The sequence below is a fragment of the Kitasatospora sp. NPDC001309 genome, assembly GCF_042896295.1.
Classification (GTDB): Bacteria; Actinomycetota; Actinomycetes; order Streptomycetales; family Streptomycetaceae; genus Kitasatospora.
Genome location: NZ_JBIAXC010000055.1, coordinates 1 through 23,304, shown reverse-complemented (window position 1 = coordinate 23,304; position 23,304 = coordinate 1). Strand labels below are relative to the sequence as shown.

The window sequence follows — 23,304 nt, the reverse complement described above, 5'->3', positions numbered from 1 at the left end:
TAGTTGGGTGTACGGCAGCGCGGCAGGATCTGGGGCGGGGGGCCGTGTCGGGCGGGAGAGGTCCGCGGGGGCGGGGACTCTGCGGGCCCCCTTGTTCCGCAGGGCGGAGCGCGGGGCCGGGCGGCGGTGCGGTCCGTCGGGGGGCGGGCGTGTGCGGTGTCTCGGTGCGGGCCGGCCTCCGGGCTCTCCGCAGGACAGGCTTGGGTGCGGGATCTACGGTGGAACCGGGTAGCCGCTCTTTGCCGAATGAGTGTCCACGTCGGTTCTTGTCGGCGAGTCTTCCGGCACCGGCTTCGTCCGACCTGGCGAAGCGCAGCCTCGTTCTCCCAGGAGGGGTTATGGCTACTGGGACAGTCAAGTGGTTCAACGCCGAGAAGGGCTTCGGATTCATCGAGCAGGACGGCGGTGGTCCGGACGTGTTCGTGCACTACTCGAACATCGACAGCCAGGGCTTCCGTGAACTGGTGGAAGGCCAGAGGGTCGAGTTCGACATCACCCAGGGCCAGAAGGGACCGCAGGCCGAACGCGTCCGCCTCGCAGGGTGACGGGTCGGCCCGGGCCCGCCCTGGGGCCGGAGCCAGGCGAGCCCGGGCCCGCCCGGGCCGACACGCGGGAGGACATGATGAGCGTTCGGCACACCCTGAACATCATGGACTGGCACGAGGACGGCTCCTCGACCTGGCTGCGCTGGGCCGTCAGCGCGGATCAGATGAGGATGGTCCGGGACCTCCTCGACCGGGCGCCGGACGCCGAGGGCGTCGTGACCCCGGAACAGGCGGACCAGGCACGCGCGGCCGCCGATCGGTGGCTGACCTGCGCGAACCAGGACTGGTCACCCCCGGGGTGAGGTCACACCGGAGTCGGTGCGGGGCAGCGGACACCGCCCTCTCGCGCCGTCTTCTCGCGCTCACGGCCGTTTCGTGGTGCCGAACCTCGGGCCGGGAAGGTTCAGCACGCCGACCCGTCGCGGTGTGGCGACCACCAGAGCGGGCTTGACGCCGAACGCCACCACCCGTGCGGCGACGGCCCGTTCGCCGAGCCCGGGCAGTTCGGCGACGACCTGGCGTTGGTTCAGGTCCCAGACCCGGATGGCGCCGTCGAGGACGTGAACCACGACGACCCGCCGGAGGAAGTCGTACACCAGGGCCAGTTCCCCGGACCGTTCGCCCCCGGCCGTGGCGATCGGCAGGCGGCCGAGTTCCGTGCCGGTGGCCGTCTCGTGGACGGCGACGGCGTCCGGGCCGGACACGCAGGCCAGCGTGCCCGAGGTGCTGAGGGCGAGGCCGGTCACCACCGGGCTGCCACCGAAGGCGTGCAGGACCCGGCCGTTCGACCCGTCCCAGGCGACGGCACCGGCCGGGGCCCGGCCCGTGCCGTCGCCCCAGCCGATCACGATGCCCTCGGCGGCGGACAGCAGCTGCCGGGGGTGCGCGCCGCCCGCGAAGCGCAGGCGACGGTTCGGTCCCGTCAGGGCGAAGGGTGGTACGCCCGGCCCGGCCAGGGCGATCGCCCGTATGCCCTGGTGGGGGAAGGCGGCGCCGGTGGTGTACGGCTGCGACCCGTCCGGTGCGTCCAGTGCGTCCAGTGGTCGGCCGAGGACGGGTGCCTGCCCCCGCAGATCGGCCTCGACGAGGACCTGCCGGGGCCCCTGGGAGGACGGGTCCGGCATCCGCTGCAGGACGGTCAGGGCCGCGGTGTCCGGCCCGTCCGCCAGCACCACCCCTTCGTCCGGGCCGAACAGCCCGGGCACCGGCAGGGCCGGCGACAGCCTCATCAAGCCGTGGACCTCCACCGACGACCAGAGCCGCCCCAGGGCCTGCCCGCGCAGGCACACCGCCAGTGCGGGCGAGCCCTGGGCGCGGACCGGCTGCAACCACGCCTGCTCGACGACCTGTTCGGGCGTGCAGGTGAACAGCGGCCGCAGGGCCGCCAACGAGGTCGGGCCCTGGACCGGCGGGTGGTTCGGCGGAGGCGGAAGCGGAGGCGAAGACGGAATCGGGTTCGGGTTCGGGCTCGGGACGTGGTCGACCCTCGTCGGTACGACCACGGTCGGGGTGTAGCCCGGCAGCGGGCTCCGGAGGCTGCGGCGCAGCGAGTCGGCCGTCGCGAGCGCGTCCGGGCGCAGCGACGGGTCCTTGCTCAGCAGCGTCCCCAGCAGATCGGCCAGTGGCCCGGCGTTCCTGAACGGCGCGGGCTGCTGGGTGAGGATCGAGACGTACAGCGCCGTCAGCGTCGTCGCGTCGAACGGGCGGCGGCCCTCGACGATCGTGTACAGCGTCGCGCCCAGCGACCACATGTCGCTGGCGGGCGCGGCCTCGACGCCCTCCAGTTGCTCGGGCGACATGTAGTGCGGGGTGCCGATCGCAACGCCGGTGCGGGTGAGTTGGGTGGTGGCGTCCAGGAGCCGGGCGATCCCGAAGTCGGCGATGACGGCGCGGTCGCCGGCGAGCAGGACGTTCTCCGGCTTCAAGTCGCGGTGCACGACGCCGGCGGCGTGCGCGTGGGCGAGTGCGTCGGCCATGGCGGCGCCGAGTTCCGCGACCCGGCGCCAGTCCATGGCCCCGCGTTCGCGGACCTCCTCACCGAGGGAGGAACCGCGGACCAGCTCCATGACGATCCACGGGATGCCGCCGTCGGTGATGATGTCGTGGACGGTGATCACCCCGTCGTGCCGCAACCGGGCCGCGACGCGGGCCTCGCGCATCGCCCGCTCCACCAACTCGCGGCGCTCCTCAGGGGGGAGGTCGTCCGGGAGCATCAGCTCCTTGAGCGCGACGACCCGGTCGAGGTTGGCATCGTGGCCACCCCACACCCGGCCCATGCCGCCGCGCCCGATCAACCGGTCCAGCCGGTACCGGCCGCTGACCACGTATCCCACCCCGATAGACATGCGGGTCACTGTAGGCAATGCCTGATCGACGGGCGAGCCGCACGGGGGAGTCGGCCCACGCCCCTGCCCGGCCCGTTGGTGAACGGGCCGGGCAGGGGGAGCAGTTAGGCGGTGAAGCGGGGGTCGCGGGCTTCGATGGCCTGGGTGAAGGCGGTCCACTCGCTGTGGTTGAAGGCGAGGTGGGGGCGGTTGGGGTTCTTGTCGTCGCCGAGCCAGACGTCGCCGTTGTCGAAGCGGGCGATGATCACGCAGTTGCCGTTGGACTCGCCGGAGAAGGGGGACTTGACCCACTCGGCGTCAGCGGGATCGTGGGAGTAGGGGTCGTGCTTGCTGATCACGTCAACTCTTCCAACTTGTGCTCAAGTGTGGTGATGGTGTCCTCCGGCGACAGGGAGTGTCGCTTGAGCCGAGCGAAGGCGCGTTCGGCTCGTCGCACATCGCGTCCCGACCTACGCGGGAGCATACCTCCGACGGCTTCGACGAAGACGAAGCTCTCTTCGCCGGAGAAGTGCATCAGCGTGAGGCCGGAAGAGAAGATCGCTTGACGTCCTGCGCTCAGCGGAACCATGCGCAGGGTCACGTTCGACTGCTGTGCCACCTCTATGACATGACGGATCTGACCGGCCAGGATGTCGCGATCGCCGCCGACCAGCAGAGCGACCTCGCCGAAGTACGCCTCCAGGTTGATCCGGGGTTCTTCGGTCAGCCGCCGTTGGCGTAGGACTCGGATCTCTGCGGCGGCTTCACTCTGGTCGTCGCTGAGGCCGTCGAGACCGGCGGCGATCACCTCTCGCGCATAGCTCTCGGTCTGGAGCAGACCGGGGAACGCGGACAGGTAGTAGTCGAGCATGTGTGTCGCATCGGCTTCGAGTCCGAGGAACTCCGCGAAAGCGGCGCCGATGGTGTCGGCGAACTCGTGGTCCTCCCACCAGTGTTTCGAAGGACCGTCGGTGGCGAGATGCTCGATCTCGGCGCGGTCATCCCCGGTGATTCCGCAGTGGTCCAGATAGGCGGCCAAGTCGGCGGCGCTCACTGGTAGACGGGCTCGTTCGATCTTGCTCAGCCGAGCCGGATTCCAGCCTCTCAAGCCGGTGGTGACGTCGGCCAGCGTCTTGTTGTTCTCCAGCCGCCACTGCCGCAGTTCTTCTCCGAGGCGGATGTTCCTGATCACTGACGGGTCCGTGCCCAACGCTGCCCTCCCTTGGGTGTGGGTCCAGTCTAGCCGCGTTCAAGATCAACTAATTTGTTTCCTCTTTGGAGCTGTTTGGGTTGCAAACTCAAATCGAACTCCTCCACACTCAACGTGACCGCACGGACACGTAACTGACGTCGTGTCGAAGCGAAGGGGCACCCATGTCCGCGTTGAGCACACCTCTCCTCCGCACCTCCGAGCTCACCCTCACCGAGCACTCCACCTCGGTCCGCATCGCCCGGCGCCACATCCGCAACCAGCTCGGCCTCTGGGGCTACTGCGGCGACAAGGTCGACGACCTCGTCCTCATCGGCTCCGAGCTCGTCACCAACGCCGTCGTCCACGCCTGCCAGGGCGACGGCGAAGTCCGCCTCTACCTCCAGGAGTTCAGCGGCGACTGCCGCCTCGAAGTCTGGGACCCGCGCTTCGACCTGCCGCTCCAGAAGCCCCGCCTGCGCCGCTTCAACGAGGGCGGCCGGGGCATCCAGCTCGTCCGCGAACTCTCGCTCGACTTCGGCGTCGTCGTCCGCCGGGGCTCGGGCAAGCGCGTCTGGGCGCGCGTCCTCCTCACCTGACCTCCCTACCCCTGTCGATCACCCCGCAAGGAAGTCCACCCGCCATGCACCCCGCCGCGATCGCCTTCCGCAACCCCGCCGCCCTGCACGCCCGTTGCGACTACGGCCGCCCCCGTCGCCTCTACTTCGAGCCCGACTACGAGACCGGCGCCGCCGTCCCCGACCCCACCGCCTGGGAGCCCCTCCCCGGCGGCTACCCCGAGCGGTTCGCCCCCGGCTACTTCACCCCCGCCTCCGGTCTGGTCGAGCTGTTCCGGCTCCCCGACACCGTCACCGACCGCGACACCCTCGCCGCGCTGGTCGAGACCCTCGGCGATCCGCACCCCGTCACCCTCGGTGACGCCGACGACCCGCCCGGGCAGTCCACCACCCACGTCCTCCCCGAGTCCGGCCGGCGCCCCGGCCTCCACATCGACAACCACCAGAACCTCCCCTACGGCGAGCGCCGGAAGGCCCGCCGACGACTGTGCGTGAACCTCGGGCCCGGCCCCCGCTACCTCCTCCTCGCCGACACCGACATCCTGACCATCTGCCGCTGCGTCCAGGAGCGCTACGAACAGCACCGCCCCTCCACCGACGACCTGCGCATGTACCTCGCGCTGCACCGCCCGCTGCGCCTGCTCCGCCTGCGCATCGACCCCGGCGAGGGCTGGTTCGCGCCCACCTCCTTCCTCCCCTACGACGAGTCCACCGAGGGCCTGGCCCTGCCCTCCTCCACCTCCTCCTGGCTCGGTCACTGGGAGCCGCACCTCTTCGAGTCCCCGATCTGACCGCTCTGACCGCTGTGACCGCCCTGACCGATCTGTCCGTTCCGCGCGCCTGTGTCAGGCTGGTGAGGGAGCACCGCCGACATCGGGAGGCTCGTGATGGCCGAGATCAGGGTGAACGGGGTCGGGCTGCACTACGAGGCCCAAGGCGAAGGCCCCGGTGTCGTCCTGGTGCACGGCTCGTGGACCGACGCGGACTCCTGGGCCCGGGTGATGCCGGGCCTTGCCGAGTCCACCACCGTCGTCGCCTACGACCGCCGGGGCCACAGCCGCAGCGAGGACCCGCTGACCCAGGGCTCGGTGCACGAGGACGCCGCCGACCTGGCCGGGCTGATCGAGGGCCTCGGCCTCGCGCCGGCCTTCGTCTGCGGGAACTCGTACGGTGCGCTGATCGCGCTGCGGCTCGCCTCCGCCCGGCCCGACCTGCTGCGGGGGATCGCCGTGCACGAGCCGCCGGGCACCGGCGTCCTGCTCACCGACCCGGAGCTGCGGCCGATCGCCGCCGCCCTCGCCGTCCGGATCGCCGCCGTCCGGGAGCTGCTGGAGCAGGCGGAGTCGGCCGCGGCGGCGGAGCTGTTCGTGGAGACGGTCGCCTTCGGGCCGGGGGCGTGGGCCCAGTTGCCCGCACCGGTGCGGCACACCTTCATCCGCAACGCCCCGACCTACCTGGACGAGTTGCGGGACCCGGACGCGCTGGATCTGGACCTGACCGCGCTCGGCGACTTCACCGAGGCCGTGCTGCTCACGCAGAGCGACGACAGCCCGCCGATGTACGGCGAGGTGCTGGACATCATCGACCTCACCCTCGCGAAGGCGGAACGGCACCTCTACCAGGGCGCCGGTCACGCTCCGCACCTGTCGCAGCCGGAGGAATGGGTGCGGGTGGTGCTCCCGCGCGCATTGGTGTGAAACGGACCTGAGGGGCGCGAAATCGGGAGCACACGCCCGCTCATGCGCCCTTCGCGGTGCGCTCCTCAGGGCGCCGTCACCAGCTCCTCCCCGCGCGGCGTCCGCCGGTACAGCACCTCCCGCCCGCTGCGGACCCGGCTGACCAGCCCCGAGCGGTGCAGCACCCCCAGGTGGTACGAGACCGTTCCGGCGCTGAGGAAGTGCCGGGCGGCCAGCGCTGCGGTGGTCGCCGGGTCGACCAGTGCGGCCAGCAGGTCCGCCCGGGTGGGCCCGACCAGCTGGGCCAGGGCGGGCGCGGGTGTCCGGGGCGCGGGCACGGACGGTGTGATCGGGTACATCAGCGTCGGCGCCCGGTGGCAGCCGTCGACCGTGTCGAGGATGACGTGGATCGAGCGGCTGACCAGCGTCGGCATCAGCAGCACCATGCGGGCCGGCAGGTTCACCTCGAAGCGGCTCTCCAGCTGGATCATCCCGTTCGACCAGGAGAGTTCCGGGGAGAGCGAGTTGAACAGCGAACCGGTGCCGTACCGGGCGACGTGCCGGCCGCGCTGGTCGATCTCGGCGTCCAGCACCGCGCGGGCGTCCGGCCAGTACGGGGCGACCGCCAGCTCCCAGTACCGGCCCAGCTCGTCCGCGACCCGCTCGGCGAAGTGGCGCGGGCCGCGCCGCAGCGTGCGCAGCACCACGTCCGGCAGCGGCCGGCCGGCCAGGTTGGCGGCGGGCAGCCCGTGGCGGACGGTGTCCAACTCGGCCAGCACCCGCTCCGGGTCGGCGCGGCGGACGGCCGTCAGCTGCTCGGCGATCGTCGGGTCCGGGCCGGTCGGGTGCGGGGCGAGGAAGTCGGGGAGGTAGCCGCCGGCCCGCTCCAGCGCCAGCCCGGACAGCAGCTCCAGCCCCTCCCGGCGCAGCACCCGGCGGGTCCGGCCGACCCAGGCGTACGGGCCGGTGCGGGAGTTGAGCGCGGAGGCGGCCATCAGGGTGTTGACCGCCTCGTGCAACGGGGAGACGACGAACCGGGTGCGGGCGAGCCCGGTCGAGTCGATCGTGAGCCGGATCATGCCGTCCACCCCTCTGCCGGCCGGCCGGAACGGTCGGCTTTGTCGCCCTTTCGGTCGTCAACCCTTCGACCCTGGTCGAATCCTGACACGAATGCTCGCCATCGAAGTCGCCCGGGCGCAGGCTTCTCCCGTGACCGCGTCAGCACGGACGCGGCGCGAGCGGAAGGAACCCCGACGAACATGACGAGCACGCGCGGCCGCATCGCCGCCCTGCTGGGCGCCGTCGCGGTGGTCGCCGGCACCACCCTGGCCGGCCCCGCCGTCGCCGCCCCGGCCGAACCCCAGCGCCACGGCGGCGGCGTCACCGGGCAGGCACCCTGCCAGGGCGCGCCCGAATTCACCTGCGGAACCCTCACCGTGCCGCTCGACCACAGCGGCGGGACCCCCGGCACCCTCCAGCTCGACGTGGCGATGACCGGCAACGCCGACGCCCCCAAGGGCGACCTGGTGTTCCTCGCCGGGGGCCCCGGCCAGCCCGGCGTCCCGCTGATCCGCCGGATCGCGAGCAAGCTGGAGCCCGTCCTCAAGGACTACCGCCTGATCATGTACGACCAGCGCGGCACCGGCGAGCGGGCCCTCCAGTGCCCCGGCCTCCAGGAGGACATGGGCTCCTCCGACCTCGCCGTACCCCGCAAGCAGTCCATCGCCGACTGCGCCACCGCCCTCGGCCCGAACGCCCGCTACTACAGCAGCGCGGACACCGTCGCCGACATCGACCTGCTGCGCCAGGCCCTCGGCGACCGGCGGATCACCCTGGACGGCGTCTCCTACGGCACCTTCGTCGCCGAGCGCTACGCCCTCGCCCACCCGGCGCACGTCGACCGGCTGGTGCTCGACTCGGTCGTGCCGCAGGGCGGCTACGACCCGATGGACCTGATCGCGCTGCCCGCCACCGCCCGGGTGCTGCGCACCGCCTGCCAGGCCACCGGCTGCACCACCGACCCGGCCGCCGACCTCGCCACCACCGTGCAGAAGTACGGCAACGGCGCGCAGATCCTGGACGCGCTCACCAGCTACGAGTTCGCCGACCCCAACTACGGCGGGGTGCCGGAAGCCCTGCACGAAGCGGCCGGCGGCAACCCGCAGAAGCTCCAGTCCTTCATCGACGACGTCCACAAGAACGACGCCGCCCCGGCCGAACTGCTCAGCCAGGGCCTGCACGCCGCCACCCTGTGCGCCGACGGGCGCTACCCGTGGGGCTCCTCGGACACCCCCGTGGCGGGCCGGGCGGCCGCGCTGGAGCGGACCCGGAAGAACCTGACGGCCGAGCAGACCTGGCCGTACGACCCGGCGACCGCGACCGGCCTCGGCAGCCTGCTGGTCTGCCTGGACTGGCCGCGCGAGCAGGTGCCGCCGCTGCCGCCGGCGCACCGCAAGCTGCCGAACGTGCCGGTGCTGCTGCTCGGCGGGGACCGGGACCTCTCCACCCCGTACGAGTGGCTGTACCAGCAGGCGAAGCTGACGCACGACCCGCAGGTCGTGATCGTCCCGGGGGCGGCGCACTCGGTGCAGACCCGGGCGGCCAACCCGGCGGGGCGGCAGGCGGTCTACGACTTCCTGCTCAAGTAGCCGGTTCCCGCTCAAGTAGCCGGTTCCCGCTCAAGGAGCTGGTTCCTGCTCAAGGAGCCGGAAGGCGGCGGGCCGTTCCGCACAGGGGACGGAACGGCCCGGCGCCGCCTCAGAGTTCGGACGAGTCCCAGCCGTCGTCCGGGAGGGACGGGTCGGGCCCCGGGCAGTCGACGTGGTCCCAGCCCCACATCATCACCTTGTACAGCATCCAGTCCGCGAGCGGCGGGTCCTCCCGGTTCTCGCGGTCGGTGAGGATCAGGGCCACCCAGACGTCCTCGACGGGCGAGAACTCCAGGGTCCGCTGGTCGGGCAGGTTCTCGTACTCCACCGTCCGCCAGGTGCAGCCCGCCGCGGTGAGTGCGGCGGTCAGCTCGGACTCGACGACGGCGGTCCGGTAGGTCCGCGTCCCGCCGCCGTCCACGGGGAGTTCGAGTTCGCCCTGCCAGGTCGCCAGGGACACCGAACGGAGCTGCCGGCAGTGGCAGAACACCGTGAGCGCGTCGCCGAAGCCGAAGGCGTGTGGCCAGCGGCCCTCGCGGTGGATCCGGCCGCCGTCCCACGGGGCGCCGTAGCGGGCGGAGAGCTCGGACAGCCGGGCGCCGTAGCGCAGTTCACCGAGGGCGCCGGTGGCGAAGAACCGGGTGAGCCGGTCGAGGAAGTCCGTCACCCCAGGCACCCGCGCACCGCCTCGATCAGCCGGTTGGCGCGGGCGTCGCCGTGGCCGATCATCCGGTTCGCGACGTAGCCGAAGCCGACGCCGAACTCGTCGTCACCGAAGGCGAACTGGCCGCCGGCGCCGTCGTTGCCGAAGCTGCGCGCGCCGAGCAGCGGGCGGAACCCGGCGGAGTCCAGCAGCAGGCCGGAGCCCCAGCGGGCGCCCATGTCGAAGCCCAGGAAGCCCTGGCCGGAGGAGACTTCGCGCACCGCGTCGGTCACGGTGTCGGCGGAGAGCAGCCGGGGGCCGCCGTCCAGGCCGGTGGCCGCGGCCGCGTACAGGCCGGCCAGTCCGGTGGCGGAGGCGACCGCGCCCGCGCCGGGCAGCTCGATCGCGTGCAGGGCCGGGTCGTTCCAGCCGTGCGGCACGTCCAGACCGGGGAACACCAGGGCGCCGTTCATGGTGACGATCCGGGTGAGCAGGTGCTCGGGGCCGGGCATCGGGCGGCGGCCCTCGGCCTCCACCAGCCGGGCCAGGCGCGGGAGTTCGCTCTCCGGCAGGCCGATCCACAGCGGCAGGCCGAGCGGCCCGGCGATCTCCTCGCGCAGGAACGCGCCCGGGGTCAGGCCGGTGATCCGGCGGATCACCTCGCCGACGGCGAAGCCGAACACGTGGCCGTGGTACTCGTAGGTGGTGCCCGGCTCCCAGAGCGGCTGCTGGGCCTCGATCGCGCGGATCACCGGATCCCAGGCGGCGACCTCCTCGAACGGGAGCACCGCGTCCAGGGCCGGGATGCCCGCCCGGTGGCCGAGGATCGTCCGGACGGTGACGTCCTGCTTGCCGTGGCGCGCGAACTCGGGCCAGTATCGGGCGACCGGGGCGTCCAGGTCGAGGCGGCCCTGCTGGGCGAGCAGCAGGGCGCTGATGCTCACCGCGCCCTTGGCGCAGGAGAACACCGGGACGACGGTGTCCTGCGTCCAGGCCCGGCCGGTCCGCTGGTCGGCGGTGCCGCCCCACAGCTCGACCACCTTGCGGCCGCCGACGAAGACCGTGACGGCGGAGCCGAGTTCGGGGAAAGCCGCGAAGTTGCCCGCGAAGGCGTCGGCGACGGCGCCGAAGCGCTCGTCGACCCAGCCCTGGTAGTCCTGCATGGTGTACCGCCCCGTTCCGCATGCTCCAAGATCGTTGACCGGACCACGGTACGGCGTCAGGACGGTCGGGACGAGGGGATTTCCCCGGGTCGGGGAGGGTGGGGCGGATGGGGCGGGCGGGCCGCCCGAGGGCCGTCCGGCGGGTGGTCAGCGGGCCGTGGGCGGGCCGGCGGCGGGCCGTCCGGCTCAGTCCGCGGCGGGGTCGTACAGCGGCAGGAAGTTGACCACCGGCTCCTCGTACGGGTGGGCGGCGCGCACGGCCGCGAGCACGGCGGCGGCCTGCTCCCGCTCGCAGGAGGACTCCACCCGGCACTCCTCGGCCCGTTCCACCTCGCCGGCCGTGCCCAGGTGGGGCCGGGCGGCGGCGGAGGGCAGCCAGGTGCCGGTGACCCGCCAGACGCTGGCGCAGCGGGAGTACTCGCCGATCCGGCCGGCGCCGGCGGCGTGGAGGGCGTCGACGACCTGCTCGACGTGGCTCTCCGGGACGGATATCTCGATCTTGAGGCGGGACATGCCGGGGACTCTAGCGGGCGGCCGGTCGGGCGGTGCGTCGCGGCGGTCGGGGTGGTGCGCCGGGCCGGTCGGGGCCGCCCGGGTGGGCGGGGCGGACGGGACGGATGGCCGGGCGCGGGCGTGGGCAGGCTCGGGCGGACACGTCCGTACGCAGTGAGGGAGCTGCCGACATGACCGCAGTGCACGAATCCGTCCTGGACGCGATCGGCGGGACGCCGCTGATCCGCTTGGCCCGGCTGGGCGCCGGGATCGCCGCGCCGGTCTACGCCAAGGCCGAGTTCCTCAACATCGGCGGCAGCGTCAAGGACCGCGCCGCGCTGTCCATGGTGCTGGCCGCCGAGCGGGACGGGCTGTTGGGCCCGGGCGGGACGATCATCGAGGCGACCTCCGGGAACACCGGGATCGGGCTGGCCCTCGTCGGGCGGCAGCGCGGCTACCGGGTGATCGCCGGGGTGTCGGACAAGTCGGCGCCGGAGAAGGCCGACATCCTGCGGGCGTACGGCGCGGAGGTGGTGCTCGCACCGACGGCGGTGGCGCAGGAGGACCCGCGGCACCTGTTCAACGTGGTCACGCGGCTCAGCGAGGAGATCCCCGGCGCCTGGCTCGCCAACCAGTACGACAACCTGGCCAATCCTGACGCGCACCTCCGGACCACCGGCCCGGAGGTCTGGGAGCAGACCGGCGGCCGGGTGACCCACTTCGTCGCGGGCGTCGGCACCGGCGGCACCGTCACCGGCACCGGCGGGTACCTCAAGCAGGTGTCCGGCGGTTCGGTGACGGTCGTCGGCGCGGACCCGGAGTCCTCCTCCTACGGCGGCGGGGACGGCAGCCCGTGGTTCGTGGAGAGCATCGGCCACTTCCTCCACCCCGAGACGGTCGAGGACCGCTGGCCGCAGGCCCTGGACTCGGAGGTCATCGACTCCTACGAACGGATCCCGGACCGCGAGTCGCTGCTGACCGCCCGCCGGCTGGCCCGCGAGGAGGGCATCCTGGCCGGGCCCTCCTCCGGTACGGCGGTGGCGGCGGCGCTGCGGGTGGCGCGCGGGCTGGGGCCGGATGGCCTGGTCGTGGTGGTGCTGCCGGACTCGGGCCGCTCCTACCTGTCCAAGGTGCACAGCGACGCCTGGATGCGGGAGTGGGGCTTCCTGGAGGACCGGGAGGAAGCGGAGGAGGGGGCGGGCGGTCTGCGGGAACTGCTGGACGCCGCCGGGCCGCTGGTCGCCGTCGGCGCGGACCTCACCGTGGCCGGGGCGTTGGAGGCGCTGCGGGCGGCGCCCGGCGGGATCGCCCCGGCGGTGCTGGCGCGGGCGGCGCGGCCGTACGGGGTGAGCGCGACCGAGGTGGTCGGCTCGGTGTCCCGGGAGGTGCTCACGGCCGCGCTGGCCGAGGGCGGGGCCGAGCCGGACGACCCGGTACGCCCGCTGCTCGGGCCGGCCCTGCCGACGGTCGGGGTCGGGCAGTCGGCCGCCGAGGCGCGGGCGGCGCTGGCGGGCGGGCGCCCGGCGGTGGTGGTGCTGGTGGACGGCCGGGCGGCCGGGGTGCTGACCCGGGAGGTCCTGGGCTGACCTCCCCGCGGCGGGGCCGTGCGTCTCAACCCCCCGCCGCGGGCCGTGCGCCCTAACCCCCCGCCGCGGGCGCCAGGATGGCGTGGATGACCCGGTCCAGGGTGCGGTCGAAGGCCTGGTCCGGGTCGGCGGGCGGGCCCGCGGTGGCGAAGGCCTGGGCCAGGTTCGGGTAGGCGCCGCTCATCGCCGCCTGGGTGAGGTAACCGACCATCTCCGCCTGCCACTTGGCGCCCGCGGCCGCCGTCTGCTCGTACTGGGCGAACTGGCAGATGAAGCCGTTGAACAGCGCCATCGCCTCCATCCGGGCCCCGCCCGGCAGGCCGGTGGGGGCGGTGACGGCGAGGAAGTGGTCGGTGTAGCGCAGGGCGTTGGGGCCGATGCCCGGGCGGGCGAGGACCAGGGCGGGCAGCCAGGGGTGGCGGCGCAGGAGCGCGAGCTGCTCGTGCGCGAGGCCCGCCAGGTCGGCGCGGACGTCTCCGCTCGGGGCGGGCGGCAGCCGGTACTCGGCGGTGGCCGCGTCGAGCATCAGGTCGAGCAGGTGCTCCTTCTTCGGCACGTAGTTGTAGAGCGACATGGTGCCCGCGCCGAGCGCGGCCGCGACCCGGCGCATCGAGACGGCCTCCAGGCCCTCGGCGTCGGCGATGACGATGGCGGCCGCCGCGATGGAGTCGCGGCTGTGGGCCGGCCGCGGGCCGCGGCCGGTGCGCTCGGGGCGCAGCCAGATCAGCTCAGGGGCCTCGGGCGGCGTGGGCCGCGCGGGCTGCTCGGGCTGGTCGGGCCGGTCGGGAGTGCTGGGGGGCTTGCTGGACGGCACTGGAAGATCACCTCGCTTCCCCATCTTAGATACGTACGTCGTACGTAGTAGCATGGCGTTCAGCTTCTACGTACGCTGTACCTAGAGAAGGGCGTAGCCATGTCCGACACCTCCCGACCCGCCATCGAGATGGCGGGCGTGCGGAAACGCTTCGGGGCCACCGAGGCCCTGCGCGGCCTCGACCTGACCGTGCCGGCCGGGACCGTCTGCGGTCTGCTCGGCCCCAACGGCGCCGGCAAGACCACCGCCGTGCGCGTCCTCGCCACCCTGGTCGCCCCCGACGAGGGCACCGTCCGGGTCGCCGGGCACGACGCCGTCCGCGAGGCCGAGGAGGTCCGGCGGGCGATCGGCCTGGCCGGCCAGCACGCCGCACTGGACGAGGGCATCACCGGCCGGGACAACCTCCGGCTGTTCGGCCGGCTGCACCGCCTCGGCGCCCGCCGGGCCCGGGAGCGCGCCGACGAACTGCTCACCCGCTTCGGCCTCGCCGAGGCCGGCGACCGGCTGGTGCGCACCTACTCCGGCGGCATGCGCCGGCGCCTCGACCTGATCGCCAGCCTGGTCACCAGCCCGCCGGTGCTGTTCCTGGACGAGCCCACCACCGGGCTCGACCCGCGCAGCCGCCAGGGGATCTGGGACACCGTCAAGGAGCTGGCCGACGGCGGCACCACCGTGCTGCTCACCACCCAGTACCTGGAGGAGGCCGACCGGCTCGCCGACGACGTCGTGGTGGTCGACCACGGCGCCGCGATCGCCACCGGCCCACCCGAGCGGCTCAAGGCGGCGATCGGCAGCCAGGTCTCGGTGACCCTGGCCACGGTGGAGCAGCTCGCCGCCACCGCCGTGGTGCTGTCCGCCCTGTCGGGCGGCGACGCCCAGGTGGACGTCGCCGAGCGGACGGTCACGGTGCTGACCGCACCCGGGGCGTCCGTCCTGCTGCCCGCGCTGGTGCGGGAGTTGGACGGGGCCGGGGTCGTCGCCGAGGACGTCGCCGTCCGGGCGCCCTCGCTCGACGACGTGTTCCTCGCCCTCACCGGGAAGACCCGGGAGAACGCCGAGCTGGGGAGGGCCGCCTGATGGCCACCGCCGTCCGCACGTCCGCCCGCACCGCCGTCCCCGCCGCCGCGCGCCCCTCGCTCGGCGCCCGGCTGGTCTCCGACACCTGGACGTCGATGCTCCGCATCCTGCTCAACTACCGCCACTCGCCCGGCCTGCTGGCCGCCTCGCTGGGCGTTCCGGTGGTCATGGTGGTGGTCTTCGGGTACGTCTTCGGCAGCGCCATGCAGGTGCCCGGCGGCGGGGACTACCGGGAGTTCCTGATGCCCGGGCTGTTCGCCATGGTCGCCACCAACGGCATCATGCCCACCATGGTCGGCGCCGCCCGGGACGTCGGGCGCGGGGTCACCGACCGGCTGCGCTCGATGCCGGTCTCCCGTACCGGACTCCTGCTCGGGCAGAACCTCGCCGACCTGCTGGTCAGCGTCGTCGTGCTGGCCCTGCTGGCCCTGGTCGGACTGGCCGCCGGCTGGCGCGCCCGGCACGGCGCCGCCGACGCGCTGGAGGGGTTCGCACTGCTGCTGCTCTTCCGCTTCGTGATGACCTGGGTCGGCACGCTGCTCGGCCTGGCCGTCGGCAAGGAGGAGGCCGCCGGGCAACTCTCCGTCGTCGTCTTCCCGTTGGCGATGGTCACCAACGCCTACGTGCCCACCGGCGGGATGCCCGGCTGGCTGCGGGTGATCGCCGACTGGAACCCGATCAGCTCCGTGGTGGAGGCGAGCAGGGAACTCTTCGGCAACCCGGCGGCGCCCGGCTCCGCGTGGCCGATGCAGCACGCCGTCCTCGCCACGCTGCTGTGGAGCGCCGCCCTGCTGGCGCTCTGCGGGCCGCTGGCCGTACGGAAGTTCGCCACGCACGGGCGGTGACCCGCCGGGTCGCCGTAATGTGCTGGACACCGTGGCCGGTGTGGCTTTAGGTGGGGCGCCATGGAGTACACCCACCTCGGCCGTACCGGCCTGACCGTCTCCCGCCTCTGCCTCGGCACCATGAACTTCGGCCCCCACACCGAGGAGGCCGAGGCCCACCGCCTCATGGACACCGCCCACGAGCGCGGCATCAACTTCTTCGACACCGCGAACTCCTACGGCCGCGACAGCGAGGGCAACCTCCAGGGCCGCACCGAGGAGATCATCGGCCGCTGGTTCGCCCAGGGCGGCGGCCGCCGCGAGCGCACCGTCCTGGCCACCAAGGCCTACGCGAACACCAGCGACTGGCCCAACGACGGCAAGCTCTCCGCCCTCGCCATCCGCAAGGCCGTCGAGGCCAGCCTGCGCCGGCTGCAGACCGACCACATCGACCTCTACCAGATGCACCACATCGACCGGGCCACGCCCTGGGAGGAGATCTGGCAGGCGATGGAGGTCCTGGTCGCCCAGGGCAAGATCATCTACGTCGGCTCCAGCAACTTCGCCGGCTGGCACCTCGCCCAGGCCCAGGAGGCCGCCCGCTCCCGGCACTTCCTCGGCCTGGTCAGCGAGCAGTCCCTCTACAACCTCCTCGACCGGGCGATCGAACTGGAGGTCATCCCCGCCCTCCAGCACTACGGCCTCGGGCTGATCCCGTGGTCCCCGCTGCGCAGCGGCCTGCTCGGCGGCGTCCTGCGCAAGGAGCGCGAGGGCACCCGCGGCCGCAGTGCCATGGGCTACGCGAGCGAACTCCTGGACAAGCACCGCGAACAGCTCCAGGCCTACGAGGACTTCGCCGACGAACTCGGCACCGACCCGGCCGACCTCGCGCTCGCCTGGCTGCTCTCCCGCCCCGCCGTCACCGCCCCCATCATCGGCCCCCGCACCCCCGCCCACCTCGACGCCGCCCTCCGGGCGCTCGACCTGGACCTCGACCAGAAGACCCTGGACCGCCTCGACGAGCTCTTCCCCGGCCACAAGCCGGCCCCCGAGGACTACGCCTGGTAGACCCGCGGGCCGCCCGGCCCCGGCACCCCGCCGTCCGGGGTGCCGGGGCTGGTGCGCGAGGAGCTGGTGCGCGAGGGGCCGGGGACGCGCCGCCCCGACACCCCGGCGCTGTGGTAGCAAGACGGGTATGACGGAACGGATCAGGGAGCGGGACCGGGGCGCCTACCACCACGGGGCGCTGCCGGAGGCCTTGGTGGCGGCGGCGTTCGAGGTGCTGGACGAGCAGGGCCAGGAGAAGGTGAGCGTGCGCGAGGTGGCGCGCCGGGCGGGGGTCTCGGCGGGGGCGCCGTTCCGCCACTTCGCCGACAAGCAGGCGCTGTTGACGGCGCTGGCGGACCGGGTGCTGGCGGACTTCGCGCGCTGGCAGGAGGTGGAGGTGGCGGCCGCCGAGGCGGTCGGCGGGTCGGCGATGCGGGCACTCGGGCTGGGCTTCGTCCGGTACGCGCTGCGCCATCCGCGGCGGTTCGAGCTGGTGCGCTCGCGGGTGTTCTCGGCCCCCCGGGACCCGCAGCTGCGGGAGCAACTGGACGGCCTGGACCGGGCGTTCGCCGGCCTGGTGGTGGCGGACCAGCAGGCCGGGCGGGTCGGCCCCGGCGATCCGGAGCTGGTGCTGCTGTCCGGGCAGGCGCTGGTGTACGGGCTGGCGCAGATGATCGTGGACGGCTACCTGCCCGCCGAGCGGGCGGAGGAGCTGGCCGTCCGGGTCCTGGACACCTTCCGCGCGGGGATCGCCGGGACGGTCAACCCTCCTGAGCGGTAACGGAATTGTGGCTGCGGCGAACCTTGACCGGCCTGGTGCGCGCTGATGTAATCGCCGATTACATGAGCGCGAGTCGTGAGTCGTGAGCGCGAGTCGTGAGCGCGAGTACCGGGAGGCACAGATGCCGCTGTTCGCCAAGCCGCAACCGGGCTACACCACCGCCGCCGCCACCGGCGACACCGTGGTGCTGCTGATCGGCATGCGGATCAACCGCTTCTGGGCGGTGCACCACTGGGGCCCGGTGATGTTCGCGATGTTCCGGATGCTCTACGAGCTGGCCCGCAGCCCCGAGCGCGGCCTGCGCGGCCGCATCCTGCTCACCGCCTCGCCGCGGACGTACTACGTCGTCCAGTACTGGGAGTCGAAGGAGCACCTGTACCGCTACGCGAGCGCACCGGACGGCTTCCACCACACCGTCTGGGGCATAGCCAACCGGAAGATCCGGGAGGGCAAGCTGCGCGGTCACGTCGGGCTCTGGCACGAGACGTACATCGTCCCCGAGGGCGGCTACGAGTCGATCTACTTCGACATGCCGGCGTTCGGCCTGGCCGGCGCCACCGGCCAGCTGCCGCTGGAGGCGCGCGGCCGGCACGCCGCCCAGCGCCTGGCCTTCCGCTCGGGCGACGGCTCCGACGGGGCGGGCGGCGCGGAGCAGGCGGAGGGTGCGACGGCCGGTCCGGACGGCCTGAGCTGCCCGTACGTCGCGGACGGCGCCGACGACCGGACGGGCGCTCAAGGAGTGTCGTGAGTCCGTCCGGCGACCCCGGTGTGGGAGCGTCGGGGGATGGTCGATCAGGAGGGCGCCGTCCGGCCGGCGCGGGTGGTGCACGAGGTGCCCTACCGGGCGCAGTGGGAGTCCGCGGAGCTGGTGCGGGACATCGTCGACGGGCGGCTGGACGCCGCGCGGGACCCGCGCTGGGGGCAGTCCGGGGCCGCCACCCCGGAGGAGTACGCCTGGTGGTCCTGGCGGCTCTGCGGCGTCGCCTGCCTGCGGATGGCCCTGGAGCACTGGTGGGGCGTCACCCCGGCGGCGATGGTGCTGGCCCGTGAGTGCCTGGCGGCCGGCGCGTACGTCCGGGACGGCGACAGCCTGCGCGGGCTGGTCCACGTGCCGTTCGCCGACTACGCCCGGCGGCGCTGGGGACTGGCCGCCCGGGCGACGGAGTCGACGCCCGCGCAGGTCGCGGACGAGCTGGCGGCCGGGCGGCTGGTGATGCTCTCGGTGCACCCGTCGATCCGGGAGCCGCACGGGCCCGAGCCGGTGCGGCGCGGCGGCCACCTGGTGCTGGCGGTGGGGACCACCGGGACGGCGCTGCTGATCCACAACCCCTCCGGCTTCCCGGGGGAGTCGCAGGCCTTCGCCCGGGTGCCGTGGCGCTCCTTCGGACCGTTCTACGCCGGGCGGGGGATCGTGCTCGGCCCGCCCGGCGCCGACGACGGTCAGGTGTTGTCCGGCAGCCCCACCGGGTAGAACGGCAGGCTGCTCCGGCACAGGGCCGAGATCGGCTTCAACGCGGCGGCCAGGGAATCGAGTTCGGCGCGCGGGTAGTCCTCCCAGACGCGCGCGGCGGCCAGGTCGGTGGCGGCCTCCAGGGCCTGGTGGTGGGTCCGGCCCAGCTCGGTCAGCGAGCCGGTCGCGGTCAGCCAGCCCCGCTCGACCAGGCGCTCGGCGGCGGCCTCCCACTCGGTGTCCGTCCAGCCGCGCACCGGCTGGAGCTGCTCGCGCCGCATGTCCATCGCGCAGCGGACCACCAGGGCCTCACAGCCGTCCAGCCCGGCCGCGACCAGCGCGGCCACGTGACCGTCCCCGCGGTGCTCGCGCATCACGGTGGCGGCCCGCCAGAGCCGCTCGTACAGCCCCGGCGGGGCCGGGAGCGCCGCGTTGGCGGCGGCCAGCACCCGGCCGGCGCAGTCCAGCCGCTCGGCGGACTGCTCCATGGTCTCGACCGCCCGCTCGACCAGACCGCGGTCCACGTGCTCCAGCAGCCGGGCCAGCGCGGCGCCCGCACCCTTGCTGCGGGCGGCCAGCGCCTCCTCCGGGCTGGCCAGCGACCACAGCGCGGGCAGGGCCCGCTCGACCATCGCCGGGGCGAAGTTGAAGAACGCGGCGGTCACCGGCGGCGCGTCCACCGCGCCGAGCGGGGCGGAGCGGCCGGCGAAGTAGCCGCGCCAGAAGCCGCGCAGGCCGGCCGCCTCGAAGGCGTCGCGACACTCGGGCTCGAAGTAGGTGACGGCGTGCACCGGCTCGAAGAGCCACCAGAGCGCGCGGGCGGGATGGACGAGATCGGCCATCGGGAGACCTTCCTCGGACGGGGCTCCGGGCGGGCGCGGGGAGCTCGGCTGGTCGGTACGGCGGCGGCGGTCGCGCGGGCGGCGGATCGTCGGGGTCGCCCGGGCGGGTGCGTGGGCCGTTCACGTGCTGATGACCACGGGGACGGCCCCGGTAATCCCCGGCGGGGTGTGACGACGGTCACGTGCGGGGGTGTCGGGGGTGTGCGGGCGGGTGGCCGGGGGCGGTCGGGCGGGTGTCGGGTGGGTCCCCGGCGGGTCCCGGGTGGGGATCCGCTCAGGCCCGCACCGGCGGCATCGCGAGCGGGTCGATCGGCATCTCGGCCCGGCAGATCGCCGCGATCGGCCGCAACGCGGCGGTCAGGCAGTCGAGTTCGCCGTCCGGCCGGTGCTCCCAGACCCGGCCGGCGGCCAGGTCGGTGGCCGCCTCCAGCTCCCGGTGCCGGATCCGGCCAAGTTCGGTGACCGCGCCCGCCGCCGTCAGCCAGCCCCGGCCGACCAGCCGCGCCGCCGCGGCCTCCCACTCCTCGTCCGTCCACCCCCGCAGCGGCTGGAGCACCTTGCGGGAGGCGCCCGTGGCGCAGTGCAGCACCGGCGCCTCGCAGCCGTCCAGCCCGGCGGCGACCAGCGCGGCCACGTGGCCGTCCCCGCGGTGCTCGCGCAGCACGGTCGCGGCGTGCCACAGCCGCCCGTACACGTCCGCGTCCGTGGGTCGGGGCAGCGCGGCGTTGGCGGCGGCCAGCACCCGGCCCGCGCAGTCCGCCCGGTCCACGGCCTCCTCCAGCGCCGTCGCCGCGGTCTCGACCAGCTCGGGCGCCACCGGCGCCAGCAGCCGGGCCAGCACCGCCGCCGAGCCCTCGGTCCTGGCCGCGAGCACCCGCTCGGGGCTGGCCCTGGTCCACACCCGGGGGAGGGCGCGTTCGACCGCCGCCGGGGCGAAGCTGAAGAACGCGGCGATCACCGGCGGGGCGCCCACCGCGCCCAGCGGGGCCGAGCGGGCGGCGAAGTAGCCGTGCCAGCCGCCGTCCAGCCCGGCCGCCTCGAACGCCGCCCGGCTCTCGGGCTGGAGGAAGGTGACGGCGTACACCGGTTCGAAGAGCCACCAGAGCGCGCGGGCGGGGTGGACGGGTTCGGACAATCGAGACACCTTCCTCTTCGTGGGCGGGGCCCGACGAACGGGAGGGCACCGGCGGTCGCTCCAGAGCTGACCGCCACCGGGGCCGTCCCGGCAACCCGGGCAGCGTGTGATCACGGTCACGCGCCGGTCGGCGGGTGCGGTCGACGGCCGTACGGCGCGAGATGATGGCCCGAGGCGCCCGCCTCCCGGGTGCCCAGCCCTCGCAAGCCCTCGTACGAAGGTAGTCGGCCATGCCCCAGATCAGCCCCAGCATCCTCTCCGCCGACTTCGCCCGGCTCGCCGACGAGGCCGAGGCGGTCCGGGGCTCCGACTGGCTGCACGTGGACGTCATGGACAACCACTTCGTGCCGAACCTGACCCTGGGCGTCCCGGTGGTCGAATCGCTCGCCCGGGCCACCGACATCCCGCTCGACTGCCACCTGATGATCGAGGACCCGGACCGCTGGGCCCCGCAGTACGTCGAGGCCGGCGCCGGCTCGATCACCTTCCACGTGGAGGCCGCCGCCGCCCCCGTCCGGCTGGCCCGCGAGATCCGCGCCAAGGGCGCCCGCGCCTCGATGGCGCTCAAGCCGGGCACCCCGATCGAGCCCTACGAGGACCTGCTGCCCGAGCTCGACATGCTGCTGATCATGACGGTCGAGCCCGGCTTCGGCGGCCAGGCCTTCCTGGACATCATGCTGCCGAAGATCCGCCGCACCCGTGAGCTGATCGCCAAGCACGACCTGGAGCTGTGGCTGCAGGTCGACGGCGGCGTCTCGGCGGCCACCATCGAGCGCTGCGCCGAGGCCGGCGCGGACGTGTTCGTGGCCGGGTCGGCCGTCTACGGCGCGGCGGACCCGGCCGAGGCCGTCCGCAGCCTGCGCGAGCTCGCCGCCGGGGCGAGCAAGGACGCCTGGTGGGCCTGCGAGCACTGAGTCGCCCCGCCGCCGGGGCGGCGCCCGCGACGCTTTCACGGCGGCCCCCGCAGTGGCGGCCGGATGGCCGGGCACGGGTGGAGGAACCCCGCACCGTCACGGATGATCGGTGACGGTGCGCCCTCCCCGGCCCGGCCCTTCCCATGACGGTGGTGGAACCGCGATGAGCAACCTCGACCTCAAGCCCGCCCCGACCACCTGCGGCCGCGAGGCCAGCAGCGGACCGGTGCAGGACCTGCTGACCGGACGCCTGGTCCAGCTCGGCGAGAGCACGGCCGTCCGCCGACTGCTCCCCAACCTGGGCCGTCGGATGGTGGGCGCCTGGTGCTTCGTCGACCACTACGGCCCGGACGACATCGCCGACGAACCCGGGATGCAGGTGCCGCCGCACCCGCACATGGGCCTGCAGACCGTCAGCTGGCTGCACAAAGGGGAGGTCCTCCACCGCGACAGCCTCGGCAGCCTGCAGACCGTCCGGCCGTACGAGCTGGGCCTGATGACCTCCGGGCGGGCGATCTCCCACTCCGAGGAGTCCCCGCGCCCGCACGCCCGCTACCTCCACGGCGCCCAGCTCTGGGTCGCCCTCCCGGACGCCCACCGGCACACCGCCCCCTCCTTCGAGCACCACCCCGACCTGCCGGTGGTCACCGCGCCCGGCCTGCGCGCCACCGTCATCCTCGGCACCCTGGACACCGCCACCTCGCCCGGCACCACCCACAGCCCGCTGATCGGCGCCGACCTCGCCCTCACCGAGGGCACGGACCTCCGGCTCCCGCTGGTCCCCGAGTTCGAGTACGCCGTCCTCGCCATGACCGGCCGGATCGACGTCGACGGCGTCCCCGTCGAACCCGGCTCGATGCTCTACCTCGGCTGCGGCCGTCGCGCGCTCCCGCTCCTCGCCCGCTCCGACGCCTCGGCGCTGCTCCTCGGCGGCGAGCCCTTCGAGGAGAAGATCGTCATGTGGTGGAACTTCATCGGCCGCTCGACGGAGGACATCGCCCAGGCCCGCGCCGACTGGACGACGGGCGACCGCTTCGGCGACGTCCACGGCTACGCCGGAGCGCGCCTCCCCGCCCCGGAACTCCCCGCCGCCCCGTTGAAGCCGCGCGGCCGCGAGCGCTGAGCCCGGCCGGGTGTGCTGCCGAGCCCGCCACCGGTGTGACCGGCCCGTTTGCGCGGGGCCGCTGCCGGGCGTAGTGTTCTCTAGCTGCTCGGCTGGGAGCACCGGACACGCGTAGGCGCGGACGGTCCCGGAGCAGCCAATCCCTTGAAACACCACTTCCCGTCCTGGGCTGTGTCGCGTCCGCTTTTTCGCGCCGCGGCCCGAGGTTAATTCGGCGTGCGCGTTTATGGGGATTGCGGCTGGATTCGCTTTTCGAAGCGGGGGTCGGCTACAGTTTGAAACGTCGGACGGGGCGCCAAGCCGCAGAAGACACCAGCAAATCCGATAAATGAAACTCCGGAAAACGGAGCGGAAAACGTCTGGTAAGCTGGAAACACGAAAGAACGAAGCGCCCGGAGGGCCCGCTGGAAGGCGGTCCGAAGGAAGCGTCCGTTCCTTGAGAACTCAACAGCG

Annotated in this window: 25 protein-coding genes; 15 read left to right on the top strand and 10 right to left on the bottom strand. The window is 73.6% G+C overall.

Features of this window, described 5'->3' with window-relative positions; translation table 11 throughout:
- The first annotated feature begins 338 nt into the window (after window positions 1-338).
- Window positions 339-545: a cold-shock protein gene (locus ACFY2K_RS37135; protein ID WP_375889879.1), complete on the top strand. Its 207-nt coding sequence runs from the start codon at window positions 339-341 to the stop codon at window positions 543-545.
- A gap of 77 nt (window positions 546-622) precedes the next feature.
- Window positions 623-847: a hypothetical protein gene (locus tag ACFY2K_RS37130; protein ID WP_375889877.1), complete on the top strand. Its 225-nt coding sequence runs from the start codon at window positions 623-625 to the stop codon at window positions 845-847.
- A gap of 60 nt (window positions 848-907) precedes the next feature.
- Here ACFY2K_RS37130 and ACFY2K_RS37125 read toward each other — a convergent pair whose 3' ends face one another.
- The 3 genes from ACFY2K_RS37125 to ACFY2K_RS37115 all read right to left on the bottom strand — a co-directional run bounded on the left by ACFY2K_RS37125 (window position 908) and on the right by ACFY2K_RS37115 (window position 4,061).
- The gene (locus ACFY2K_RS37125; protein WP_387717094.1) at window positions 908-2,890 is read right to left on the bottom strand and encodes a protein kinase; all 1,983 of its coding nucleotides are present in this window, start codon (window positions 2,888-2,890) and stop codon (window positions 908-910) included.
- A gap of 104 nt (window positions 2,891-2,994) precedes the next feature.
- Window positions 2,995-3,228, bottom strand: coding sequence for a DUF397 domain-containing protein (locus ACFY2K_RS37120; RefSeq protein WP_387717092.1), 234 nt, complete (start codon window positions 3,226-3,228; stop codon window positions 2,995-2,997).
- Complete coding sequence (locus ACFY2K_RS37115) at window positions 3,225-4,061, bottom strand: helix-turn-helix domain-containing protein (RefSeq protein ID WP_380524852.1); 837 nt, start codon at window positions 4,059-4,061, stop codon at window positions 3,225-3,227. The genes ACFY2K_RS37120 and ACFY2K_RS37115 overlap by 4 nt, the downstream gene beginning before the upstream one ends.
- Before the next feature lie 182 nt (window positions 4,062-4,243).
- Here ACFY2K_RS37115 and ACFY2K_RS37110 point away from each other — a divergent pair, with 182 nt between their 5' ends.
- From ACFY2K_RS37110 to ACFY2K_RS37100, 3 genes are all read left to right on the top strand, one after another.
- Complete coding sequence (locus ACFY2K_RS37110) at window positions 4,244-4,657, top strand: ATP-binding protein (RefSeq protein WP_375889867.1); 414 nt, start codon at window positions 4,244-4,246, stop codon at window positions 4,655-4,657.
- 44 nt (window positions 4,658-4,701) lie between these two features.
- Window positions 4,702-5,427, top strand: a complete 726-nt coding sequence (locus ACFY2K_RS37105; RefSeq protein ID WP_387717090.1) for a hypothetical protein — start codon at window positions 4,702-4,704, stop codon at window positions 5,425-5,427.
- A gap of 96 nt (window positions 5,428-5,523) precedes the next feature.
- Window positions 5,524-6,333 carry an alpha/beta fold hydrolase gene (locus tag ACFY2K_RS37100; protein ID WP_380642991.1) on the top strand — a complete coding sequence of 270 codons (810 nt, stop codon included), beginning with the start codon at window positions 5,524-5,526 and terminating at the stop codon, window positions 6,331-6,333.
- A 65-nt stretch (window positions 6,334-6,398) separates the two neighbouring features.
- Here ACFY2K_RS37100 and ACFY2K_RS37095 read toward each other — a convergent pair whose 3' ends face one another.
- On the bottom strand, window positions 6,399-7,391 hold the full coding sequence (locus tag ACFY2K_RS37095; protein WP_380524854.1) for a helix-turn-helix domain-containing protein: 993 nt from the start codon (window positions 7,389-7,391) through the stop codon (window positions 6,399-6,401).
- Window positions 7,392-7,571: 180 nt separating this feature from the next.
- On the opposite strand from ACFY2K_RS37095, the gene ACFY2K_RS37090 reads away from it, so the two are divergent.
- Window positions 7,572-8,960 (top strand): alpha/beta fold hydrolase, encoded by a 1,389-nt coding sequence (locus ACFY2K_RS37090; RefSeq protein ID WP_387717088.1) that lies wholly within the window; start codon window positions 7,572-7,574, stop codon window positions 8,958-8,960.
- 109 nt (window positions 8,961-9,069) lie between these two features.
- Here ACFY2K_RS37090 and ACFY2K_RS37085 read toward each other — a convergent pair whose 3' ends face one another.
- The 3 genes from ACFY2K_RS37085 to ACFY2K_RS37075 all read right to left on the bottom strand — a co-directional run bounded on the left by ACFY2K_RS37085 (window position 9,070) and on the right by ACFY2K_RS37075 (window position 11,279).
- A complete protein-coding gene (locus ACFY2K_RS37085) occupies window positions 9,070-9,627 on the bottom strand; it encodes a hypothetical protein (protein ID WP_375889856.1) in 558 nt (185 codons plus the stop codon).
- Complete coding sequence (locus ACFY2K_RS37080; RefSeq protein WP_380524857.1) at window positions 9,624-10,766, bottom strand: serine hydrolase domain-containing protein; 1,143 nt, start codon at window positions 10,764-10,766, stop codon at window positions 9,624-9,626. The genes ACFY2K_RS37085 and ACFY2K_RS37080 overlap by 4 nt, the downstream gene beginning before the upstream one ends.
- 186 nt (window positions 10,767-10,952) lie before the next feature.
- Window positions 10,953-11,279, bottom strand: coding sequence for a hypothetical protein (locus ACFY2K_RS37075; RefSeq protein WP_375889852.1), 327 nt, complete (start codon window positions 11,277-11,279; stop codon window positions 10,953-10,955).
- Window positions 11,280-11,449: 170 nt separating this feature from the next.
- Between ACFY2K_RS37075 and ACFY2K_RS37070 the strand changes: the two genes are divergently transcribed.
- Entirely contained in the window at window positions 11,450-12,844 is a 1,395-nt protein-coding gene (locus ACFY2K_RS37070) for a pyridoxal-phosphate dependent enzyme (RefSeq protein WP_380593291.1), read from the top strand.
- 52 nt (window positions 12,845-12,896) lie between these two features.
- Here ACFY2K_RS37070 and ACFY2K_RS37065 read toward each other — a convergent pair whose 3' ends face one another.
- Window positions 12,897-13,658 carry a TetR/AcrR family transcriptional regulator gene (locus ACFY2K_RS37065; protein WP_380524859.1) on the bottom strand — a complete coding sequence of 254 codons (762 nt, stop codon included), beginning with the start codon at window positions 13,656-13,658 and terminating at the stop codon, window positions 12,897-12,899.
- Between the two features lie 99 nt (window positions 13,659-13,757).
- Between ACFY2K_RS37065 and ACFY2K_RS37060 the strand changes: the two genes are divergently transcribed.
- From ACFY2K_RS37060 to ACFY2K_RS37035, 6 genes are all read left to right on the top strand, one after another.
- Window positions 13,758-14,735: an ATP-binding cassette domain-containing protein gene (locus ACFY2K_RS37060; RefSeq protein ID WP_380644926.1), complete on the top strand. Its 978-nt coding sequence runs from the start codon at window positions 13,758-13,760 to the stop codon at window positions 14,733-14,735.
- Window positions 14,735-15,580, top strand: coding sequence for an ABC transporter permease (locus ACFY2K_RS37055; RefSeq protein ID WP_375889844.1), 846 nt, complete (start codon window positions 14,735-14,737; stop codon window positions 15,578-15,580). Before ACFY2K_RS37060 ends, ACFY2K_RS37055 begins: the two co-directional genes overlap by 1 nt.
- A 60-nt stretch (window positions 15,581-15,640) precedes the next feature.
- Complete coding sequence (locus tag ACFY2K_RS37050; RefSeq protein ID WP_387717084.1) at window positions 15,641-16,627, top strand: aldo/keto reductase; 987 nt, start codon at window positions 15,641-15,643, stop codon at window positions 16,625-16,627.
- A gap of 127 nt (window positions 16,628-16,754) precedes the next feature.
- Window positions 16,755-17,387, top strand: coding sequence for a TetR/AcrR family transcriptional regulator (locus ACFY2K_RS37045; RefSeq protein ID WP_387717082.1), 633 nt, complete (start codon window positions 16,755-16,757; stop codon window positions 17,385-17,387).
- A gap of 127 nt (window positions 17,388-17,514) precedes the next feature.
- Complete coding sequence (locus ACFY2K_RS37040; RefSeq protein ID WP_380644928.1) at window positions 17,515-18,135, top strand: DUF4188 domain-containing protein; 621 nt, start codon at window positions 17,515-17,517, stop codon at window positions 18,133-18,135.
- Window positions 18,136-18,171: 36 nt separating this feature from the next.
- Window positions 18,172-18,858, top strand: coding sequence for a C39 family peptidase (locus ACFY2K_RS37035; protein ID WP_380524861.1), 687 nt, complete (start codon window positions 18,172-18,174; stop codon window positions 18,856-18,858).
- Here the strand turns inward: ACFY2K_RS37035 and ACFY2K_RS37030 are convergent.
- Both ACFY2K_RS37030 and ACFY2K_RS37025 read right to left on the bottom strand, forming a co-directional pair.
- Window positions 18,828-19,679, bottom strand: coding sequence for a hypothetical protein (locus ACFY2K_RS37030; RefSeq protein ID WP_380524862.1), 852 nt, complete (start codon window positions 19,677-19,679; stop codon window positions 18,828-18,830). The genes ACFY2K_RS37035 and ACFY2K_RS37030 overlap by 31 nt on opposite strands.
- A gap of 274 nt (window positions 19,680-19,953) precedes the next feature.
- On the bottom strand, window positions 19,954-20,814 hold the full coding sequence (locus ACFY2K_RS37025) for a hypothetical protein (RefSeq protein ID WP_380593289.1): 861 nt from the start codon (window positions 20,812-20,814) through the stop codon (window positions 19,954-19,956).
- Window positions 20,815-21,044: 230 nt separating this feature from the next.
- Here ACFY2K_RS37025 and rpe point away from each other — a divergent pair, with 230 nt between their 5' ends.
- A complete protein-coding gene (rpe, locus tag ACFY2K_RS37020) occupies window positions 21,045-21,728 on the top strand; it encodes a ribulose-phosphate 3-epimerase (RefSeq protein WP_380401604.1) in 684 nt (227 codons plus the stop codon).
- Between the two features lie 163 nt (window positions 21,729-21,891).
- Window positions 21,892-22,851 carry a pirin family protein gene (locus tag ACFY2K_RS37015; protein WP_387717080.1) on the top strand — a complete coding sequence of 320 codons (960 nt, stop codon included), beginning with the start codon at window positions 21,892-21,894 and terminating at the stop codon, window positions 22,849-22,851.
- Window positions 22,852-23,304: the final 453 nt, after the last annotated feature.